Annotated in this window: 22 protein-coding genes; 5 read left to right on the top strand and 17 right to left on the bottom strand. The window is 72.1% G+C overall.

The genetic code is table 11. The annotated features are described in order from the left end of the window. Positions 1–17: 17 nt before the first annotated feature. Both EP26_RS12120 and EP26_RS38120 read right to left on the bottom strand, forming a co-directional pair. The gene (locus EP26_RS12120) at positions 18–686 is read right to left on the bottom strand and encodes a tripartite tricarboxylate transporter substrate binding protein (RefSeq protein WP_052389097.1); all 669 of its coding nucleotides are present in this window, start codon (positions 684–686) and stop codon (positions 18–20) included. Next, on the bottom strand, positions 683–1,003 hold the full coding sequence (locus EP26_RS38120) for a tripartite tricarboxylate transporter substrate-binding protein (RefSeq protein ID WP_052389098.1): 321 nt from the start codon (positions 1,001–1,003) through the stop codon (positions 683–685). The genes EP26_RS12120 and EP26_RS38120 overlap by 4 nt, the downstream gene beginning before the upstream one ends. Positions 1,004–1,126: 123 nt before the next feature. Between EP26_RS38120 and EP26_RS12125 the strand changes: the two genes are divergently transcribed. The 4 genes from EP26_RS12125 (at position 1,127) to EP26_RS37435 (ending at position 4,338) form a co-directional block, all read left to right on the top strand. Next, positions 1,127–2,128, top strand: a complete 1,002-nt coding sequence (locus tag EP26_RS12125) for a Bug family tripartite tricarboxylate transporter substrate binding protein (protein ID WP_245624380.1) — start codon at positions 1,127–1,129, stop codon at positions 2,126–2,128. 5 nt (positions 2,129–2,133) lie between these two features. Next, positions 2,134–3,042, top strand: a complete 909-nt coding sequence (locus EP26_RS12130) for an SMP-30/gluconolactonase/LRE family protein (RefSeq protein ID WP_043338823.1) — start codon at positions 2,134–2,136, stop codon at positions 3,040–3,042. 28 nt (positions 3,043–3,070) lie between these two features. Then, positions 3,071–3,805, top strand: a complete 735-nt coding sequence (locus tag EP26_RS12135; protein WP_043338824.1) for an IclR family transcriptional regulator — start codon at positions 3,071–3,073, stop codon at positions 3,803–3,805. Between the two features lie 263 nt (positions 3,806–4,068). Further along, a complete protein-coding gene (locus tag EP26_RS37435) occupies positions 4,069–4,338 on the top strand; it encodes a hypothetical protein (protein ID WP_043338825.1) in 270 nt (89 codons plus the stop codon). On the opposite strand, the gene EP26_RS12145 is transcribed toward EP26_RS37435, so the two are convergent. Genes EP26_RS12145 through EP26_RS12155 form a run of 3 tightly spaced genes read right to left on the bottom strand, consistent with a single transcriptional unit; the run spans position 4,327 to position 7,278 of the window. Beyond that, on the bottom strand, positions 4,327–4,653 hold the full coding sequence (locus EP26_RS12145; RefSeq protein WP_043338827.1) for a hypothetical protein: 327 nt from the start codon (positions 4,651–4,653) through the stop codon (positions 4,327–4,329). The two genes, EP26_RS37435 and EP26_RS12145, sit on opposite strands and share 12 nt — an antisense overlap. A 9-nt stretch (positions 4,654–4,662) precedes the next feature. Then, complete coding sequence (locus EP26_RS12150; protein ID WP_157033507.1) at positions 4,663–5,700, bottom strand: phytoene/squalene synthase family protein; 1,038 nt, start codon at positions 5,698–5,700, stop codon at positions 4,663–4,665. A gap of 36 nt (positions 5,701–5,736) precedes the next feature. Then, entirely contained in the window at positions 5,737–7,278 is a 1,542-nt protein-coding gene (locus EP26_RS12155) for a phytoene desaturase (RefSeq protein ID WP_043338829.1), read from the bottom strand. 54 nt (positions 7,279–7,332) lie between these two features. Between EP26_RS12155 and EP26_RS12160 the strand changes: the two genes are divergently transcribed. After that, the gene (locus EP26_RS12160; RefSeq protein WP_043338830.1) at positions 7,333–8,820 is read left to right on the top strand and encodes an alpha/beta hydrolase; all 1,488 of its coding nucleotides are present in this window, start codon (positions 7,333–7,335) and stop codon (positions 8,818–8,820) included. On the opposite strand, the gene EP26_RS12165 is transcribed toward EP26_RS12160, so the two are convergent. The 12 genes from EP26_RS12165 to puhA all read right to left on the bottom strand — a co-directional run bounded on the left by EP26_RS12165 (position 8,798) and on the right by puhA (position 19,632). Continuing rightward, positions 8,798–10,102 (bottom strand): DUF3422 family protein, encoded by a 1,305-nt coding sequence (locus EP26_RS12165; RefSeq protein ID WP_043338832.1) that lies wholly within the window; start codon positions 10,100–10,102, stop codon positions 8,798–8,800. The genes EP26_RS12160 and EP26_RS12165 overlap by 23 nt on opposite strands. Beyond that, positions 10,099–10,998 (bottom strand): alpha/beta fold hydrolase BchO, encoded by a 900-nt coding sequence (gene bchO / locus EP26_RS12170; RefSeq protein WP_043338834.1) that lies wholly within the window; start codon positions 10,996–10,998, stop codon positions 10,099–10,101. The genes EP26_RS12165 and bchO overlap by 4 nt, the downstream gene beginning before the upstream one ends. Positions 10,999–11,098: 100 nt before the next feature. Then, the gene (locus tag EP26_RS12175) at positions 11,099–12,805 is read right to left on the bottom strand and encodes a magnesium chelatase subunit D (RefSeq protein ID WP_043338835.1); all 1,707 of its coding nucleotides are present in this window, start codon (positions 12,803–12,805) and stop codon (positions 11,099–11,101) included. Further along, on the bottom strand, positions 12,802–13,824 hold the full coding sequence (gene bchI, locus EP26_RS12180; RefSeq protein WP_043338836.1) for a magnesium chelatase ATPase subunit I: 1,023 nt from the start codon (positions 13,822–13,824) through the stop codon (positions 12,802–12,804). Before bchI ends, EP26_RS12175 begins: the two co-directional genes overlap by 4 nt. Before the next feature lie 49 nt (positions 13,825–13,873). Continuing rightward, complete coding sequence (locus EP26_RS36220; protein WP_043338837.1) at positions 13,874–14,146, bottom strand: high-potential iron-sulfur protein; 273 nt, start codon at positions 14,144–14,146, stop codon at positions 13,874–13,876. Positions 14,147–14,248: 102 nt separating this feature from the next. Next, the gene (gene hemA, locus EP26_RS12190; RefSeq protein WP_043338839.1) at positions 14,249–15,460 is read right to left on the bottom strand and encodes a 5-aminolevulinate synthase; all 1,212 of its coding nucleotides are present in this window, start codon (positions 15,458–15,460) and stop codon (positions 14,249–14,251) included. Between the two features lie 30 nt (positions 15,461–15,490). Then, positions 15,491–16,315: a putative photosynthetic complex assembly protein PuhE gene (puhE, locus tag EP26_RS12195; protein WP_052389099.1), complete on the bottom strand. Its 825-nt coding sequence runs from the start codon at positions 16,313–16,315 to the stop codon at positions 15,491–15,493. Between the two features lie 15 nt (positions 16,316–16,330). Next, on the bottom strand, positions 16,331–17,416 hold the full coding sequence (gene acsF / locus EP26_RS12200) for a magnesium-protoporphyrin IX monomethyl ester (oxidative) cyclase (RefSeq protein ID WP_043338841.1): 1,086 nt from the start codon (positions 17,414–17,416) through the stop codon (positions 16,331–16,333). Further along, entirely contained in the window at positions 17,413–17,724 is a 312-nt protein-coding gene (locus EP26_RS12205) for a hypothetical protein (RefSeq protein ID WP_052389100.1), read from the bottom strand. The genes acsF and EP26_RS12205 overlap by 4 nt, the downstream gene beginning before the upstream one ends. Beyond that, positions 17,721–18,179, bottom strand: a complete 459-nt coding sequence (gene puhC / locus EP26_RS12210) for a photosynthetic complex assembly protein PuhC (RefSeq protein WP_043338842.1) — start codon at positions 18,177–18,179, stop codon at positions 17,721–17,723. The genes EP26_RS12205 and puhC overlap by 4 nt, the downstream gene beginning before the upstream one ends. Positions 18,180–18,190: 11 nt before the next feature. Then, positions 18,191–18,841: a photosynthetic complex putative assembly protein PuhB gene (gene puhB, locus EP26_RS12215; RefSeq protein WP_043338843.1), complete on the bottom strand. Its 651-nt coding sequence runs from the start codon at positions 18,839–18,841 to the stop codon at positions 18,191–18,193. Positions 18,842–18,855: 14 nt separating this feature from the next. Further along, the gene (puhA, locus tag EP26_RS12220) at positions 18,856–19,632 is read right to left on the bottom strand and encodes a photosynthetic reaction center subunit H (RefSeq protein WP_043338845.1); all 777 of its coding nucleotides are present in this window, start codon (positions 19,630–19,632) and stop codon (positions 18,856–18,858) included. Positions 19,633–19,646: the final 14 nt, after the last annotated feature.

Below are 19,646 nucleotides of genomic sequence, written 5' to 3' on the forward strand. Positions count from 1 at the left end.
CGCTATTCTATTTATTTTTAGTCCTTCCAGGGCCGACGGTCCCAAAGGGCACGCAGTGCCGCCTCGCCCCCGAGCGCCGCTTCCCGGTAGGCCGTGCCGACCAGCGGATGCAGGATCAGCCCGGCCCGGGCGGCGGCCTCGGCCCAGACGGGGTCGGCGAAAATGCCGGCCAGGGCGCCCTCGAGCGCAGCGCGGATCGGCTCTGGCAGGTTGGGCGGCCCGAACAGGCCGCGGCCGGCGGAGAAGACCAGGTCGGTGCCGCTCTCGCGGTAGGTCGGGATGTTGGGCGCCGCCGCGTCCCGCTCCGGCGCGGCGAGGGCCAAGCCCCGGATGGCGCGGTCCCGCAGCAGAGGCAGCGCCTCGCTGAGGTTGAAGGCGCCGATATCAAGCTGGCCGCCCAGCAGGGGGACGAGGAGCTGCGAGGTGCCGTTGAAGGGGATGTGGTTCAGGCGGATGCCTGCCTTTTCCTCCAGCAGCAACGCGGCGATGTGGTCGTCGCCGCCGATGCCGGCGGTGCCGTAGGAGACATGGCCCGGCTCCTTGCGCGCGGCCGCCAGCAGGCCCGGGAGGTCGTGCAACGGGCTGTCCATGCGAACGAAGGGGCCGCAGGGATCCTCGATGACTTGGGCCAGCCAGGTGAGCTCCGCCGGGCGGCAGCGGACCGGTCGCTCGATCGGCTGGCTCATGACGGTGGGGTGGCGCAGGCGCCGAGGGTGAAGCCATCCGGCGCCGCATTGGCCACCGCCTCCGTGCCAACCTGGCCGCCGGCGCCGGGCCGGTTGGAGACGATGATGCGCGCCCCCGGAAGATGGGCCGCGAGGAACGGCGCGACGGCGCGCGCCATGGCGTCCATCCCGCCCCCGGGCGCGAAGGGCACGACGATCTCGATCGGTCGGCCGGCGGGCCATGCCGGCTGGGCCAGGGCCGGGCGCGGCAAAGCCGGGCGGGCCAAGGCGGCGGCGATGGCGAGGGCGGCGCGGCGGCCGGGATGGGCATGGGACATGGCGCTTGGACTCCTCCAGGCGCGGCTTCGCTTGACAGGCCGCGCAGCGGACGGCCTATAACGAAACACCATTCCGAAATCTACCACCCATGGCTGCATCGCACAACAGGGAAGGAAACCGCCTTGCTCCAGCGTCGCCGGCTCTTCAGCGCCACCCTTGCGTCAGTCGCCATCGGCCTCGGGGCCGGCCGGCAAGCCTTCGCGCAGGATGAGGCCTGGCCCTCCCGGCCCGTGCGGATCGTCGTCGCCTGGGCGCCCGGCGGTGCGGTCGACACCATCGCCCGGCGCATCGGGCAGAAGCTTGCGGAGAGGCTCGGCAAACCAGTGGTGGTCGAGAACAAGTCCGGCGCCACGGGCACCATCGGGGCCGCCGAGGTCGCGCGCTCCGCACCGGACGGCTACACCCTGCTGGCGATGGACAACACCTACGCCATGCTACCCTACCTGTTCCAGAAACTGCCCTTCGACCATGCCATCGCCTTCCGCCCGATCACGGTGAGCGCCTTCTCGCCCGTCATGCTGGCGGTGCACCGCGATGCGCCCTGGCGCGACCTGGCCTCCCTGATCGCGGCGGCGAAGCGCAAGCCGGAGGAAATCACCTACGGCACGGGCGGCATCGGCAGCGCCCCGCATTTCGCCACCGCCGCTTTCTCGCAAAGCGCGGGGGTGAAGCTCTTCCACGTGCCGTTCAAGGGCGCCGGCGAGGCGGTCACGGCGGTGCTCGGGCAGCAGGTGGACATGGTGATGATCTCGCTCGGCTCCGCCCTCGGCCATGTGCGCGGTGGGCTGCTGCGGCCCCTGGCAATGAGCGGGACGAGCCGCACCGCCGCCCTCCCCGATGTGCCGACCTTCCAGGAGGCGGGCCTGGCCAATTTCGGCCCGCATGGCGAGGGCATGGTGAACTGGTCTGGCCTCGCCGCGCCCGCCCGCACGCCGGATGCAATAGTGACGCGGCTGCAGGTCGAGGTGGCGACCGCACTGCAGGCATTGGACATGCGGGAATTCCTGGCCACCATCGCCTCCGAGCCCGGCGGCATGCCGCCCGAGGCCTTCGCCACCCTCCTGCGTGAGGAGACCGCGCGCTGGCGGGATGTCGCGGGCCGCGCCGGCATCGAGAGGCAGTAGCCGTCATGTCCTTCTTCGCCCCGCCCCCGCGCCTCGGCACCGAGGTCTTCACCCGCCTGCCCGACCGCTTCCGCCGCCCGCGCCCGACCGATTGGGCGCGCTGGAACCGCGGCGGGCGGGAGATCGACAGCTTCCTGGAAGGCCCCTGCTTCGATGGCGAGGGGCGGCTCTACGTCACCGACATTCCCTTCGGCCGCATCTTCCGCATCTCGGCCGCCGGGGAGTGGGAGCAGGTGGCCGAGTATGATGGTTGGCCGAATGGGCTCAAAGTGCTGCTGGACGGCCAGTTGCTCGTCACCGACTACAAGCGCGGCCTGATCCGCATCGACCCGGCCACTGGCAGCCTCACCCCGGTGCTGGAGACGGCGCGCAGCGAGCGCTTCAAGGGGTTGAACGACCTCTGCCTCGGCGCCGATGGCAGCATCTTCTTCACCGATCAGGGGCAGACCGGGCTGCACGACCCGACCGGGCGCGTCTATCGCTTGCGGCCGGAAGGCCGGCTCGACCTGCTGATCGGCACCGTCCCGAGCCCGAACGGCATTGTCGTGGCGCCGGACCTCTCGCACCTCCTCGTCGCCGTGACCCGCGCGAACCAGATTTGGCGGCTGCCGCTGCATGGCGACGGGGCCGTCACCAAGGCCGGTGTCTTCTGCCACCTGCATGGTGGGCCTGGCGGGCCGGACGGGCTGGCCTGGGACCCGGAGGGCAACCTGCTGGTCGCACATACCGGCATCGGCACCGTCTGGCGGCTCTCTCCACGGGCCGAGCCGATGCTCGGCATCACCTCCTGCGCCGGTGCCTCAACCACCAATCTCTGCCTCGGCGGCCGTGATGGGCGTGAGCTCTTCATCACCGAGAGCGAGACGGGGAGCATCCTACTTGCCCGGCTGGAGACGCCGAGGCCGGCGCGGTAAGTTCGGGCTGAGGAGTTGGAGGCGCGGCATGTCCGATGGATCGAAGTCCCGCCCTGCGGTGGAAGGAGTTGCCTCGGCCGATCGCGCGCTGACCGTGCTGTCGGCCTTCCGCAAGGGCGACCGTGCCCTCTCCCTGGCGGAACTCGCCGCGCGCACCGGCCTGGTGAAGAGCACCATCATGCGCCTCGCCGTCTCGCTCGAGGCACATGGCTATCTCTCGCGGACGGAGGATGGCGGTTACCGGCTGGATGCCGAGGTGCTCCGGCTCGGCACCATCTACACCCAGTCCTTCCGCGTGGAGGCCCATGTGGTGCCGGTGCTGGAAGAGCTCGTCGCTCGCACCGGCGAGACGGCGGCCTTCTATGTTCGGCGCGGCGAGCAGCGCCTGTGCCTTTTCCGCGCGGATAGCCCGCACCTGCTCCGGATGCATGTGCGGGTAGGGGACGCTCTGCCACTCGACAATTCCGCCATTGCGCAGGTGTTGCGGGCCTTCTCGCCGCGGCCTTTACCCGCCTATGTCGCAGCGCTCGACCTGCCGATCGTCACCATGGGCGCAACCGACCCGCATACCGGGGCGATTGCCATGCCGGTGTTCGGGCCCGGCGAGGACCTGGCGGGCGCATTGGCTCTCTCGGCGCCGGTCAGCCGGTGGATGCCCGAGGCTATCGCTGCCGCGCGCCCGGTTTTGGCGGAGGCTGCCGCAGTGTTGACGCGGCGGCTTGGGGGCGATGTGCCGGAGCTGCCGCGTACTGCAGCGGAGTAGCGCATTCGCCGCCCTGTTTCAGATACGCCTATCCATCTTTGATGGTTGCCGGTGCCTCTATCTGCAGTCAGAAGCACTTCGCACCGGCTCGCGGGAGATCGAGTTGAGCCGGTCACTCCATGCGTGGCTGCGACGGCTCTCCATTCCCATCGGCGGGATGTCGATGCGCGACGTGCGCGACCAGGCCGAGCGCATCAGCCGGTGCCGCATGTCTTTTGAGATCAAACAGGGCGTAGCCTTCCCCCGTATGCGGGGGAAAGGCGATGGGCTGGCTGTTCGAGGATGGGTTGGTGGCGCCGCTGCTGCTCGGCTTCGTGCTGGCGGAGGCGGTGTTGCTGCTTCTGCTGCATCGGCGGACCGGGCGGGGCTTGCCGCCGGGCGATATCATCGCGCTGCTGGCGCCGGGGGCCTGCCTGATGCTGGCGCTCTGGGCGGCGATGGCGCGGGCCTGGTGGGGGTGGATAGGGCTCGCGCTGAGCGCCGCGCTGGTGGCGCATCTGGTGGACCTGCGGCGGCGCTGGTCAGGCCGGTAGGCGGTGGCGGGTCTTCATGCCGAGCCAGTAGGAATAGGCCGCGAGCAGGACGAGGAAGCCGATGAGGTCGAGCGGGCCGAAGATCCCGGCGCCGCTCGTCAGCCAGAAGGCGAAGGCGACCTGGCCGCCGGCGATGACGAGGCCGAGATTGACCAGCGGCGGCATGATGCCGCCCATCATCTCCAGGGATGGGTGCAGGGCGGGCGGCGCCTCGCCGCGGGCAGCGGCCTGTTCCGCACTGCGGCGGCGGCCGATGGCGGACCAGACCAGCCAGGCGGCGCCGGCGAGCATGAGGATGCCGGGCAGGTTGCGCATGGGAGCCTCCTATCCGTTGCGGCGCAGCTCCTGCTGCTGCAGCCGGGTGAAGAGACCGACGAGCCAGGCGATGCGCTCGTCGAAGGAGCGGGCGGGGGCGCGGATGCGCGGGCGCGGCGGCGGGGCGGCGGCGACGGCCTCGACGAGGTGGCGCGTGGCCTCGAGCGGCGGGGCGCCGACGGCCGGGCGCGGCATCAGCAGGGCGCCGAGGCTGCGGGCGAGGAGCACGGCCTTGCGGCGGCCGGGGACGGTGGCGCGGTGGCTGACGCTGTCGTGGCCGGCGCGCTCCACCGCGCGGCCGATCTCGGCATAGATGAAGCGCGCGGCGCCGATGCCGGGGCGGCAGGTGAGCGGCAGGCTGGCGATGCCGCCCTCGGAGCGGCGGTAAAGGGCGTCGGCGGCGGCGAGCAGGCGCTGCACCACGGCGGCTAGGCGCGCGTCGAAGGCGGGGGCGGCGAGCCAGGCATCGGGGTCCAGGCCGGCCTCGCGCATCCAGGCGCGGGGAAGGTAGAGGCGGCCGTTCCGCGCATCCTCGCCGACATCGCGGGCGATGTTGGTGAGCTGCATGGCGACGCCGAGGTCGCAGGCGCGGGCCAGGACCTCCGGGCGGCGCTCCTCCATCAGCAGGGCCATCATGGCGCCGACCGAGCCGGCGACGCGGGCGGCGTAGGCTTCGAGCTCGGCCAGCGTCTCGTAGTGCCGGCCGGACTGGTCCCAGGCGAAGCCGTCGAGCAGGGCGGCGGGCAGGGCACGGGGGATGGCGTAGCGGACGGCGACGGCGGCCAGCGCGCGGTCGGCGGGGTGCGGGTGCGGGCGGTCGGCATAGGCGGCGTCGAGGCGCGCATGGAGGGATGCGAGGGCGGCGGGGCCGCCGCCTTCGTCGATCGCGTCATCGGCGATGCGGCAGAAGGCGTAGAGCGCGGCGGCGGGTTCGTGGATGCGGGCGGGGAGCAGCTTGCCGGCGGCGTGGAAGCTTTTCGACCCGCCGCGCAGCAGGGCGCGGCAGGCGGCGAGGTCCGCGGCGGCGAGGACGGGGCTGGCGCACATCAGGTGGTGGCCTCCGTGCGGTGACGTGGAGAGCAGCTAGGCCAGGGCTGAGGCATGCGGCACCACGTTGTCGAGGACCTTGGCGGAGGAGATGACGCCGGGGATGCCGGCGCCGGGATGCGTGCCGGCGCCGACGAGGTAGAGGCGCTCCACCTCCTCCGACCGGTTGTGCGGGCGGAACCAGGCGCTCTGCGTCAGCACCGGCTCCAGGCCGAAGGCGGCGCCGTGGACGGCGAGCAGGTCATCCTGGAAATGCTGCGGCGTCGTCAGGCGGGAGGTGACGATCTCCTGCTTGAAGTCGGGGAGCAGCGTCTCGTGCAGGCGGCGGGCGATCAGGCGGCGGTAGGGCTCGGCCTGCTCGGCCCAGTTCATGCCGCTGCCGAGATGCGGGACGGGGGAGAGGACGTAGAAGGCATCGCAGCCGGGGGGCGCCATCGACGGGTCGGTTGCGGTCGGGCGGTGGAGGTAGAGGCTGCAATCCTCCGCCAGATGCTTGCGGGTGAAGATGTCGCGCAGCAGGCCGCGATAGCGCGGGCCGAGCAGGATCGTGTGGTGGCCGATCGAATCGTAGCGGCGGCGGGTGCCGAAATACCAGACGAAGAGGCTCATCGAGTAGCGGGCGCGCGCGAGCTTCGCGTCCGTCCAGCGGCGGCGTGGCAGGCCAGGGAGGAGCTTGCCGTAGGTCCAGGCGGCATCGGCGTTGGAGACGACGATATCGGCGGGGATGGTCTCGCCGTCGGCCAGCGTCACGCCTGTCGCGCGGCGGCCAGTGGTCTCGATGCGGGCGACATCGGCGCCGCAGCGGAGGCGCCCCCCCTGCCCTTCGATCAGGCGGACGAGGCCCTGGATCAGGCTGCCGGTGCCGCCCATGGCCCAATGGACACCCCAGCGCTGCTCGAGATGCGAGATCAGGGCGTAGATGCCGCTGGCGGCGAAGGGATTCCCGCCGATCAGCAGCGGGTGAAAGCTGAAGACGGTGCGCAGGCGCTCGTTGCGGAAATGCGCGGCGGCGGTGCGGTAGACGCTGCGCCAGGCTTGCAGGCGCGCAAGGCCGGGGGCGACCTTCGCCATGTCGGTCCAGTGGCCGAAGGGCGTGTGGCCGAGTTGCTCGAAGCCGATGCGGCAGGTCTCGGCGCTGAGCGCCATGAAACGCTCATAGCCGGCGAGGTCACCGGGGTCGAAGGCGGCGACCTGGGCGCGCATCGCGGCCTGGTCGCCGGAATAGGTGAAGGTGGCGCCGTCATCGAAGCGGATGCGGTAGAAGGGGTCGAGGGCGCGGAGGTCGATGTCGTCGGCCATGCGGCGGCCGCAGAGGGACCACAACTCCTCCAGCAGGAAGGGCGCGGTGACGATGGTCGGGCCGGCATCGAAGGTGAAGCCGTCCTGACGGTGGACGCGGGCGCGGCCGCCGGGCTCGCCGAGGCGTTCGAGCACCGTGACGCGGTAGCCGCGGGCGCCGAGGCGGATGGCGGCGGCCAGGCCGCCGAAGCCGGAGCCGATCACCACCGCATGCGGGCGCGGGGTCTGCAGCAGCAGGGCTGGGAGGGCGGGCGGCGCGGCGGGTGTAAAGTCGGGCATTGCATGCGAGTGTAAACCTGGCTTGACGGAAACCACCAGCGCGGAGAGTGCGGCTTGCGACGAATTGCAGGGATGGTCGTGGCGCTGTTGGCCCTGGCGGCGATCGGGCTCGGCGGCTGGCGGCTGCATGCGGCGCGCGAGGGGGTGGTGGAGGCGCCGCTGGCGGTGGGGGAGATTCCGGCGCGGGTGTTCCGGCCGGCCTCGGGTGCGGCGGGGCCGGTGGTGGTGGTGGCGCATGGCTTCGCGGGGTCGCAGCAGATGATGCAGGCCTTCGCCGTGACGCTGGCGCGGGGTGGGTATGTGGCGGTGACCTTCGACTTCCCTGGGCATGGGCGGAACCCGGTGCCGCTGGCGGGCGGGTTGAGCGACGACCGGGCGGCGGCGGGGGCGCTGATGGCGGCGCTCGGGCGGGTGGCGGAGGTGGCGCGGGGGCTGGGCGATGGCAGGCTGGCACTGCTCGGGCATTCGATGGCGGCGGATATCGTGGTGCGCTTCGCCTTCGGGCGGACGGATGTAACGGCGACGGTCGCGCTGTCGGGCTTCGGGCCGGAGGTGACGGCGGAGCATCCGCGCAACCTGCTGCTGCTGGTCGGGGCCTGGGAGCCGGAATTCCTGCGGGATGCGGCGCGGCGGCTGGCCGGGGCGGGGGCGGAGCGTGTCACCCTGGGGCGCTTCGAGGATGGAACGGCGCGACGCTACGCCTTCGCCGCGGGCGTCGAGCATATCGGCATCCTCTACAGCCGGGATGCGCTGGCGGAATCGCTCGGCTGGTTCGATGGCGTGTTCGGGCGGACGGGGAGTGGGTTCCTCGATATCCGCGGCGGGGCGCTGGCCCTGCTCTTCGGCGGGTTGCTGGCGCTGGGCTGGCCGCTGTCGATGCTGCTGCCGCGGGCGGTGGCGCAGGTCGAGGGCGGCGGGATGGGGTGGTGGCGCTTCTGGCCGGTCGTGCTGGTGCCGGCGGTGCTGACGCCGCTGCTGCTGCGCCTGGTGCCGAGGCGGTTCCTGCCGCTGCTGCTCGGCGACTACATCGCGCTGCATTGCGCGCTCTATGGGGTGCTGACGGGGCTGCTGCTGTGGTGGCGGGGCGCGGGGTGGAGCGGGGCGCGGCCGGGGCGGGTGGCGGTTGGGGCCGCGGGCGTCGCGGCCTATGCGATGCTCAGCTTCGGCGTGGCGACCGACCTGCTGCTGGCGAGCTTCCTGCCGGTGGGGATGCGGGCCTGGCTGGTGCCGGTGATGCTGTGCGGGACGCTGCCCTGGTTCCTCGCCGACGAATGGGCGGTGCGGGGGCCGCATGCGGCGCGCCTCGCGGCGCCGGCGACGAAGCTCGCCTTCCTCGTCTCGCTGCTCATCGCGGTCGCACTCGATCCGCGGCGGCTGTTCTTCCTCATCATCATCGTGCCGGTGATGCTGCTCTTCCTCGCCGTCTATGGGCTGGTCGGGCGGTGGAGCTGGCGGGTGACGGGGACGCCGCTGCCGGCGGCGATCGGGCATGCGCTGGCGCTGGCCTGGGCGCTGGCGGCTACCTTCCCGCTGGTGGAGTGAGGAAGGTCGTGCGCTTTGTCATCATGTGGCGGAACTGGCGGATGGCCAGGGCGACAGCCACCGCCACGACGGGGATGGCGATGCCGGTGACGAGGTCGACATCGAGCGGCAGGCCGCCGGCCTTCAGCCCCTTCGCCACATAGGCCACCAGGCCGACGATGTAGTAGGTGATGGCGGCGACGGAGAGGCCCTCGACCGTCTCCTGCAGGCGGAGCTGGAGCTGGGCGCGGCGGTCCATGTTGGCGAGCACCACCTGGTTCTGCTGCTCGCGCGTGAGGTCGACGCGCGTGGAGAGAAGCTGGGTGGCGCGGGCGACGCGGCGGGAGAGCGCGTCCTGCCGGGTGGCCATGGCGCGGCAGGTGTTCATCGCGGGGGCGAGGCGGCGCTCCATGAATTCCTGGAGGGTCTGCATGCCCTCCATCCGGCCCTCGCGGAGTTCGGCGATGCGGCGCTGGACGAGGGCGTCATAGGCCTCCGCCGCGCTGAAGCGGTAGAGAGTGCGGGCCTCGCGGCTCTCGGTCTCGGCGGCGAGGCGGGTGAGGCTCTCCAGCAGCTCCGGCTCGTCGGCGCTGCGGGCGGTGACGAGGGCTTCGGTGATCTCGGCGAGCTTGCGTTCGCTGGCGGTGATGGGGGCGCCCAAGTCGCGGGCGAGCGGCAGGGCGAGGAGCGCCAGCATGCGGTAGGTGTCGATCTCCAGCAGGCGCTGGATGAGGCGGCCGGCCTGGCGTGGCGTGGTGCGGATATCCTCGACCAGGATGCGGCTGAAGCCGCCATGGATACGGAAATCGGTGAAGACCCGGGCGGCGCCGCCGCTCATCGTGCCACCGATCAGGCTGTTGCCGGCGAAGAGGCGGGCGGCGAGCGTGTCGGGGTCCGCCCCGCCGGCGGGGAGCAGGGCGAGGTGGGTTGCGACGAGCAGTTCGCCGGGCAGCGCCTGCACCCAGTCGGGCGGGAGAGCGGCGATGGCGGGGGTGGCGAAGGGGTCGGCCGCATCGGCGCCGGGGGTGATCGCCATGATGCGGCTGAACTCGGTGTGGCGCTCCCATTTCAGCCGGAAGGGGCCGAAATCGGCGCTGAAATGGCTGGCGCCGGGCAGCGGCGGCGGAATGGCGGAGCGGCGGGCGAGGTCGCAGACGGCCTCCCAGGAGGCGTCGCGGCGGGCTGGGTCGGTCAGCAGGGCGAGGTAGGAGAGGCGGAGCGGCGGGGCCAGAGCCTCGGGCGGGCGGGCATGGACCTCGTCGTTCAGCTCGAGGCGCTGGGGGTGCGAGGGCGGGAGGATCATGCCTCGGCGAGGGTGGCGAGCCCTAGTTCCTCCGCGAGGCCGGCGATAAGGGTGGCGATGCGCTCCGGCTGTTCTTCATGGGCCAAGTGGCCGAGGGCGGGAAGCGGGATCACCCGCAAGGCGGGGAGCATCGCTGCGAGGCGGCGGGCATCAGCGGGGGGGATGGTGCGGTCGGCGCCACCGACCAGCAGGACCAGCGGCGGCTTCAGGCGGCGGAGGTCGCGCAGCAGGGGGTGGAGGTCCCAGTTCGCCATCATGCCGAGGGCGGCGGCGACATGGGCGGGGCGGCGCACCAGCCGGGCGTAGAGCTCGACGCCGCACGGGTCGAGCGTGGAGCCGGTGTCGCGCAGCAGGCGCTCGACGACGCTGCGCTCGGCGGCGCGGCGGGCGAAGAACCAGGGGACGGCGGGCACCCCGGCCAGCAGGCGGGCGACGGGAGAGAAGACCTGGCCGGCGAAGCCCTCGAAGGGCAGCAGCGCGGCGTTCAGGCCGATGACGGCGCGCGGGGCGATGCCGCCGTCGAGCGTCATGCGGGCGAGGATGGCGGCGCCGGCGGAGTGGCCGGCGGCGAGGTGGGGGGGCAGGCCGAGGGTGCGGGTCAGCTCGGTGAGGGCACGGGCCATGACCGGCAGGGAGAGGCGGGCGCCGGCGGGGGTGTCGGTGAAGCCGTGGCCGGGGAGGTCGGGGGCGACGACGGTGAAGCGGCGGGCCAGCAGGGGCAGCAGGCCGCGCCAGGAATGGGTGGCGGCGCCGGTGCCATGGGCGAGAAGCAGGATGGGCCCCTGCCCTGCCACCTGGACATGCCAGCGGAAGCCGGCGGCCTTGACGAAGCGGCTGGCGGCGCGGTTCGGCCAGTCACGGCCATCGGTTGCCCAATCGGGGCGGTTGGCGGTCATGTGGCCGGCCGTGGGGCTCGGAGGCGTGGGGCGCTGGGCGTCAGCCTTGCCGGGCGGTCGGCGGAGCACCGCCTGGCACGGAGACGGGCATCGGCCGGATTCATGCCGCCCTCACGGCCCGCGAAATGGCGGCGGCGTCGGCATAGGGGAGCGGGATGTAGCGGCCGCCCAGGGCGGCGGCGAGGCTGCGGCCGGCTTCCTGCGGGCGGGGCGAGGTATCGACCAGCAGGGCGGCGATGCGGGCAGCGCGGAGGGCGCGGGCGGCCTCCAGCGCCTCGGCCATGGCGCGCTCGCGGCCGGGCCGGCCGTCGCGGGCGATGTTGGCGCGGCCATCGGTCAGCAGGACCAGCAGCGGGGTCTGGCCGCGGCGCTGGATGGCGTCCGCGAGGGCCAGGGCCTGGTCGAGCGCCGAGGCGATGGGGGTGCCGCCGCCGCCGGGCAGGGCCGCGAGGCTGCGGCGGGCGCGGACGAGGGAATGGGTCGGCGGCAGGAGGAGCTCGGCGCCGGTGCCGCGGAAGGCCAGGAGCGCGACGCGGTCGCGGCGGACATAGCATTCGGCGAGCAGCAGCTCGACCGCGCCCTTGGCCTCGGCCAGGCGGTGCAGGGCGGCGGAACCGGAGGCATCGACGAGGAAGAGCGTTGCCGTCTCCGAGCGCTGCTGGAAGCGGCGGATGCGGATGTCCTCGCGGGCTATGCGGAGGCGGGGGCTACCGCCGCCGCGCAGGCGCTGCCAGGGGGCGGCGGCGCGGAGGGTATCGACCAGGGCGAGGCGGGTGCCGCCGCGCAGATCGCCGGGGCGGCTGCCGATAGGGCGGCCGCGCAGGGGCGAGGCGCGGCGAGTGCCGGAGGTGCCGGGCGTGCGGGTGCGGGCGGGGGCGAGGCGAAGCTGGTCCAGCAGGCCGGCGGGGATGGCGGCTTCGGCGGCGGCGAGGAGGATTTCGCCCAATTGCTCGGGGCTGGGCTGGGGGGGCTGGTCCTCGGCCGTCTCGGGCGGTGGGGGTGGGGGTGGCGCCTCCGGCTCAGGGGCGGCGGGGGCCTGGGTGGCGCGGGGACCGAGGACGAGGCGGGCGGCCAGCGCCGCATCCTCTTCGGCCACCGCCTCGCGGCCGGCCAGGGCGGCGGCGGCGCGGGCCAGGCGGAGGGCGAGCAAGGGCGGGCGGAGGCTGTCGATGCCGAGGGTGGCGGCGGTGGCGCAAAGGGCCTCCAGCACATCCGGGCCGGCGGCGATGCGGGGGAGCAGGGCGCGGGCGGCGATGATCTGGCCGGCGGTGGGGGCGAGTGCCCTGGTGGCGGAGGGCGGGATCGGGGTGAGGTCGAGGCGGAGGGCCAGGCGGTCCAGCAACGCCGCGGGCGGGGATTCGTCGGGCCCGATCCCTTCGTCGAGGGCGATGAGCGTGACGCGGGCTGGGGCGCGGAGGGTGAGGCCATCGCGCTCGGCGGCGACCTCGCCGGTGTCCAGCGCGGCGGCGAGGCGGGCGGCGGTGCCAGGGGCCAGGCGCTCGGCCATCGCCAGGAGGAGGAGGCCGCCATCGGCCTCGGCGAGGATGCCGCGCTCGGCGACGGGGCGGCCGGATTGCAGCGTGGCGGCGAGGTCGAGGCCGCCGAGCAGGCGGGAATCGGCGATGCCGAGGGGCAGGCGGCGCCAGGGCGTGGCAGGCGGCAGAAGCGTGCGGAGCAGGGCGAGCCAGGCGTCGCGCACCGGGCCGGGCGGAGCTCGGAGGGAGGCGCCACCGAGCCCCGCCGGGTCGATGGCCAGGAGGGCGGCGGCCCGCGTGGCATCGGCCCAGGGCTCGGCGGCTAGGGTCACGGGGTGAAGATCTCGGCGATGGCGCGCTCGACCCTCGTCGTGGAGACGGCCTCGTCCAGCGGGTTGCGGCGGAGGCGATGCCGGAGCGCGGGCGGGGCGACGCGGCGGAGGGCGGCGTCGTCCACCTCGGCCTCGCCCTCGAAGGCGGCGAGCGCCCGGGCGGCGCGGATGAGGGTGAGTTCGCCGCGGAGGCCGTCGGTGCCGAGGGCGAGGCAGAGGCGGGCGGCACGTTCCAGCGCGGAATCGGGCAGCGCGATGTCGGGCAGGCGGGTGCGGGCGGCGAGGATGCGACGGCGCAGCTCGGCTTCGGCGCCGGACCAGTGGGCGGTGAAGCCGGACGGGTCGCGCTCGAAGGCGTCGCGGCGGCGGATGACCTCGATGCGGCTGGGGAGGTCGCGCGGCGTCGTCACCTCGACCGAGAGGCCGAAGCGGTCGAGGAGCTGCGGGCGGAGCTCGCCCTCCTCCGGGTTGCCGCTGCCGACCAGGACGAAGCGGGCGGGGTGGCGGATGGAGAGGCCCTCGCGCTCCACCACATTCTCGCCGGAGGCGGCGACGTCGAGGAGGAGGTCCACGAGGTGATCCTCGAGCAGGTTCACCTCGTCGATGTAGAGGAAGCCGCGATGGGCGCGGGCCAGCAGGCCGGGCTCGAAGCTCTTCACCCCCTCGGCCAGGGCGCGCTGGATGTCGAGGGCGCCGAGCACGCGGTCTTCCGTCGCGCCGAGCGGCAGGTCCACCACCGGGACGGGCGCCATTGCGGTGCGGTGCGGGCGGCGGCTGCGGCATTCGGCGCAGAGCGCGGCCTCGTCGGCCGGGTCGCAGCGATAGGGGCAGCCCTCGATGACGGGGATCTCGGGCAGCAGGGCGGCGAGGGCGCGGATGGCGGTGGACTTGCCGGTGCCGCGGTCGCCGAAGACGAGCACGCCGCCGATGCCGGGGTCGATGGCGGCGATAAGGATCGCCAGCTTCATCTCCTCCTGCCCGACGATGGCGGAGAAGGGGAATGCGCGCCGCCCGGTCACGGCCGTCTGTCTCCGGCCGGCGCGGCGAGCGGGCCGCGCCGGGTCTGCTTCAGCCCTTGGCCGCCCAGACGGCGCACCAGCCCTCGGGCTTGATCTCGCCATTGACGATGGCGCAGGCATTCGGCGGCTGGAAGTGTAGGCAGCCGTCGCAGCGTTGGTTGTCCTTCGGCTGGTTCTGATACATGACCATCTCGGGTGCGAGCTTGTCCTGCGCCCGTGCGGTGGCGACGGCGATCGGCGCCAGGGCCGCGAGGCCGGCGATCTGAAGGCCGGTCTTCTGCAGGAATTCGCGGCGCGCCTGCGGCTTTCTCGTCCTGTCCATGTCTCGCTTGTCCTCCTCCTGTGGCCCGGCCCAGGAAGCTTGGGCCCGGATTCAGGTTTGCCAAGCGCAGCAAGGAGAGAATTCGTTCCATGAGAATGATTCTCAAGCAGCGCGCTGCAGGCTGAACTGCGACCAGATCTCGGAAAGTGCAGAGACGAGATGGTCGATATCCGCCTCGCTGTGCAGCGGACCGGGGGTGAAGCGCAGCCGCTCCGTGCCGCGCGGCACGGTGGGGTAGTTGATCGGCTGGACATAAATTCCGTAGTGGTCCAGCAGAAGGTCGCTGATCTGCTTGCAGATCACCGGGTCACGCACCATGACGGGGACGATGTGGCTCGGGTTCTCCATGTGCGGCACGCCAGCGGCGTCCAGCTTGGCGCGGAGTTGCGAAGCGTTCGCATGCAGCAGGTCGCGCTCGACGCTGCTCTCCTTCAGATGGCGGATGCTGGCGATGACGCCGGCCGCGGCCGCGGGCGGCATGGAGGTGGTGAAGATGAAGCCCGAGGCATAGGAGCGGACAAAGTCGCACATCGCGGCGGAGCCGGCGATGTAGCCGCCGACGACGCCGAAGGCCTTCGCCAACGTTCCTTCGATGACGGTCAGGCGATGGGCAACGCCGTCGCGCTCCGTGACGCCGCCGCCGCGGCGGCCGTAGAGGCCGACGGCATGGACCTCGTCGATATAGGTCATGGCGCCGTATTCCTCGGCGATGTCGCAGAACTCGGCGATGGGGGCGATGTCGCCGTCCATCGAGTAGACGCTCTCGAAGGCGACGAGCTTCGGCGCCTCCGGGTCGATCTCGGAGAGGATGCGGCGAAGGTCGGCCGGGTCGTTATGGGCGAAGACGCGGCGCTCGGCGCGGCTGTGGCGGATGCCCTCGATCATCGAGGCGTGGTTCAGCTCGTCGGAGACGATGACGCAGCCGGGCATGCGCGAGGCGAGCGTCGAGAGCGTCGCCCAGTTCGACATGTAGCCGCTGTTGAAGAGCAGCGCGGCCTCCGTGCCGTGCAGGTCGGCGAGCTCCTGCTCGAGCATGACGTGGTAGTGGTTGGTGCCGGCGATGTTGCGCGTGCCGCCGGCGCCGGCGCCGCACTTGTCCAGCGCCTCGTGCATCGCCGCGAGCACCTTCGGGTGCTGGCCCATGCCGAGATAGTCGTTGGAGCACCAGACCGTCACCTGCTGCTGGCCGCGCGGGCGGTGGTGCGTCGCATAGGGGAAGGCGCCGGCTTGGCGCTCGAGGTCGGCGAAGACGCGGTAGCGGCCTTCCCGGTGGAGGGCGCCGATCTGCTTCCGGAAGAACGCCTCGTAGTTCATCGTCCCCTCTCCCTTTCAGGGCTTATGGCTTCAGGCGGCGGGGCGCAGCGCATGCAGGCGCGGCGCCTCCGCTTCCGCCACAGCCGGTGTGGCCGGGCGGCGTGACTTCATGCTCCAATTCCAGAGCGCTTCCGCCGGGATGGGGAGCACCAGGAACCAGTGTTCGAGGATGGCGAGCGCGGTCAGCACGCCGAGGAAGGTGAAGCCGGCGGCTTCGAAGTCGCTGGCCCCGCCGGCCAGGGCGTGGTGGAAGAACCAGGCGCAGAGTAGCGTGCCGCCGGTGACGGAGAGCGGGAAAAGCAGGTTCATTGGCTTGCGGGCGAAGAAGCTGCCGAGATAGGCGAGGTGCGGCGGCAGGAACTGCTCGTTGAGGTTCCGCACGCCGAGGAAGACGTTCAACTTGGCGCTCTGGCGCATGCCCCAGAGCAGCAGGAAAGTCCAGGCGCCGATCTGGTTGGGCTGGCCCCAGGTCAGTGCCAGGACGGAGACGGCGCCGGCGATGATCGCCAGCTCATGGTGGAGGATCGTCAGCACGGCGAGGCGGAAGCGCGGCCAGCCGGTGCAGCCTTCCGGGCAGGGCTGGCGCCGTGGGCCGGTGGCGAAGCCCATCAGGAAGGCCATCTCCTGCCAGGCCCAGGCGAGCAGGCCGCAGGAGAAGGCGCAATAGGCGCCGATGGGCGAGGCGTCCGCGCTGCTGGCGGCGAGACCCCAGAGGGCGGCGGCCAGCACGGCCGTCGCGCCCAGCATGCTCCAGCGATAGGTCCGCGTCGGCAGCCCGTCCAACCAGATGATCGCACCGGTGCTGAACCACCAGACGAACAGAGCATAAAGGGCGGGCAGACCGTAATCGGCCATGACGCGATGGCGCTCCTACCAGGCGGGCGCCATGCGGATCTGCGCCGGCAGCGCCGCATGCTTGCCCGGGAGGAGATAGAGGCGGGCGAAGGTGGCGGCCGCCGCGGCGCCGAGGCCGGCGCACTGCAGCCTGCCGACGAGTCCGCCGCGCGCCTTGGCCGCAGTCATCCTCTGCGTGATGCGGAAGAGGCGGTCGAAGCCGCGGCGCATGGCCGGGTGGTCGGTATCGAGCGTCACCGGGAAGACCTGCTTGCAGATCTCGGTGCAGGTGTCGAAGACCTGGTAGTCGTAGTCGGAGGGCGTCATGCCGAGGGCCTTGTGGAACTCCGGCCGGGCGTGGTCGCGCACATACATCGTCGCATAGACGGCGAGCTGGAAGAACTTCACCCAGAGCTTGTTGCGGCCTTCGAGCAGCTTGGGGTTGGCGCGCATCAGCAGGGCGAAAGCCTCGCCGTGGCGGAACTCGTCGTTGCACCACTTCTCGAACCACAGGAAGATCGGGTGGAAGCGCAGCTCCGGATGGCGCTCGAACTGGCGGAAGATGGTGATGTAGCGGGCATAGCCGATCTTCTCGCTGAGGTAGGTGGCGTAGAAGATGAACTTGGGCTGAAAGTAGTGGTACTTCTTCGCCTTGGTGAGGAAGCCGAGATCGACGCCGATGCCGATATCCTTCAGCGCGTCATTGATGAAGCCGGCATGGCGCGCCTCGTCGCGGCTCATCACGCCGAAGAGGTCGCGCATGTCGGGATTCTTCACCCGCTTGCGGATCTCGGCGTAGAGGACGCAGCCGGAGAATTCGGCAGTGACGGAGCTGACCAGGAACTCGACCAGCTCCTTCTGCAGCGGTGCCGGCAGGGCGTCGAGCCTGAACTCGTCGAAGGACTCGTTGCGGACGAAATGGCCCTTGTTCGGGTCGGCGTGGAACTCAGCCATCAGCGCGTCCCATTCGGCGCGGAGGCTGCCGACATCGATGCGGTCCATGGCGTCGAAATCGGTGGTGTAGAAGCGCGGGCTGAGGACGGTATCGGTCGTTGCCTCGCGGGTGCTCTCGTTGAGCGGCCGGCGCGGGGTGGGCGTTCCACCGGGGGCGATGGCGTTCATGGCGCTTCCTTGGGCTCGAAGCCGCAATGGTAGAGTTCGGTCAGCTCCAGGATGGCGGAAGCTTCGGTCCAGGCGCGCTCCAGCCAGCCGGCGCGGATGACGGTGGCACGGGCCTCGAAGCGCAGCGTCGCGCCAGGGGCGACATGGTCGGGCAGGCCGTGGACGAGCACGCGGTCACCGGGGCGGAGCAGCACGCCTTCTGGGATGGCATGGGCGTGCAGGCTGTCGAAGCTCTGCTCGATATCAACGGTGCAGGGTACCTCGAAGCGGCGGCCGCCGGTGAGGCGGGAGATGAGGCCGAGGCTCATGGCGTGGCCCTCCCCGCGGTCAGCAGGCGAGCAAAGGCTTCCATGTTGGTCGGGCCGAAGGCTTCGAGGCCGATGCTGATGCCGGTTGCGGGATCCTCGAGCGTCAGCCGGCCGTCGGGCCAGGCGGCGAGGCGGAAGGGCGCACGGCCGGTAATCTCCTCGCGGCGGCGGTCGCGCACCAGGGCGCGCAGCGCGCCGCGGACGAAGCCGTTGGTGCCTGGCTCCAGCAGGGCGATGTCGCGGCCGGCCTCGACATCGCGCACCAGGATGCCGCCATCGGCGCGGTCCTCGAAGCCGAGGCTGCGGGCGAGCACCGGCGCGTCGTCACGCGGCGCGGTGGTGCCGGCGCCGGCCATGCGGCCGATGCCGGTGGCGACGACGACGGCGAGGAGCAGCGCGCCGGCGCCGATCAGCGGGCCGCGTGGCACCGCCATGTCGTGGGAATGGCTGCTCATCCCGTCCTCCCTCAGGCCGCGGCCGTCTGCGGGCCGGTTGTGGCCCCGGCAGGAGCGGCGGAGGCGACCGGACGGACCGGCACCGCAGCCGCCGCGGCCAGGGCCCGCGACAGGGTCTGCGCCACCGCATCCACATTCGGGATCGCGCGCAGCGCAGGCTCGGGGCGAGCGTAGCGCCACGGGCGCACATGCGGCCAGAAGAAGATGTAGGAAATGCGCTGCTTCGGCGAGATTGTCAGTGTGAGGTCGCCGCTGCCATCGGCGTGGCGGCGCAGCGACGCGGCCTCGATAGCGGCGAAGGGGATGTTCACCGTCATCGAGAGCGCGATGCCGATGCGGAAGACGATGCGCCGGCTGGTGATGGTGTAGGCGGTGGTACGCGCGACGAGTACGGCGAGCAGCAGCACCAGCGCCAGCGCCGCCGCCGCGAAGGGCATGAACCAGGCGGCGTCGCGCAGCGCGACGAGCGGGCTGGCGCCGTCCATCAGCGAGGCGGTGAAACGTGCGCCGAGCAGCAGCGCGAAGTAGAGGGCGAGGCCGCGCATATGCAGGCCGCGCCGGGCATAGGAGCGCCAGTCGGGGGCGCCTTGCCAGAGGATCGCCTCGTTGGCGGGGGGGCGCTCGGGCAGGCCCCAGACCGGCTCCAGCTCATGTTCCTGCACGGTGGCTGCCTCCTTCAGATGAGTGGGCCAAGGCGCTGCGGCGTGGCGTACATGTGGCCGCCGGCGAAGTAGCCGCTGATGCGGTCCTCCTCGCGGATGGTGATGGTGTCGGCGTCCTTCAGCATAGGCGCCTCGACGAACTGGGTGGCGAGGACGGAGACGACCTTGACGATGCGGTGCTTGGCGTCGACGCGGGCGAGCGCCATCGGGAAGACGACGCGGCGGGCGCCGGCGGAGCCTTCGGCATCGGCCTCGAGGTAGCGCACCACGGTCTCCGAGCGGTCCACCCAGCAATCGACCACAGTGCCGGCGATGCGGCCATCGGCGGTGACGACCTGGTAGCCGCGCGGGTCGGGGTCCTGCGCGGCGAGGTAGTAGCCTTCGGCGGCGCGGAGCGGGACGATCTTCGGCAGCTGCTCGTCGAAGGTGAGGTCGGGGACATCGGCGCGGAGCGCGTAGGAGGCGGGGCCGACGCCGTCCTTCATCGGATCGCCAAGCGGTTGCATCGGCGCGCCGGGCCAGGGGGCGGTCGGGATCAGCAGGCCGTCGAGGTTGCGTTCCTCGCGGTGCGGGATGACGGTGCCGCCGTGCGAGAGCTTCATCGCCTTCGCGGGCGGGATGGGCGGCAGGCCTTCCACCGTAACGTAGGGCGAGCGGTCGCTCTCCAGCGGGTAGCCTTCGCGCTTGTCCTCCTGACGGAGGTACCAGATGAGGCCGGCGAAGAAGAGCCAGAAGGCGTAGAGCGCGACCTGCGCGACATCGACATAGCTGGTGATGGCACCGGTTTGCATGACGGCGTTCCTCC

Origin of the sequence: Belnapia moabensis DSM 16746, assembly GCF_000745835.1 — a bacterium.
Classification (GTDB): domain Bacteria; phylum Pseudomonadota; class Alphaproteobacteria; order Acetobacterales; family Acetobacteraceae; genus Belnapia; species Belnapia moabensis.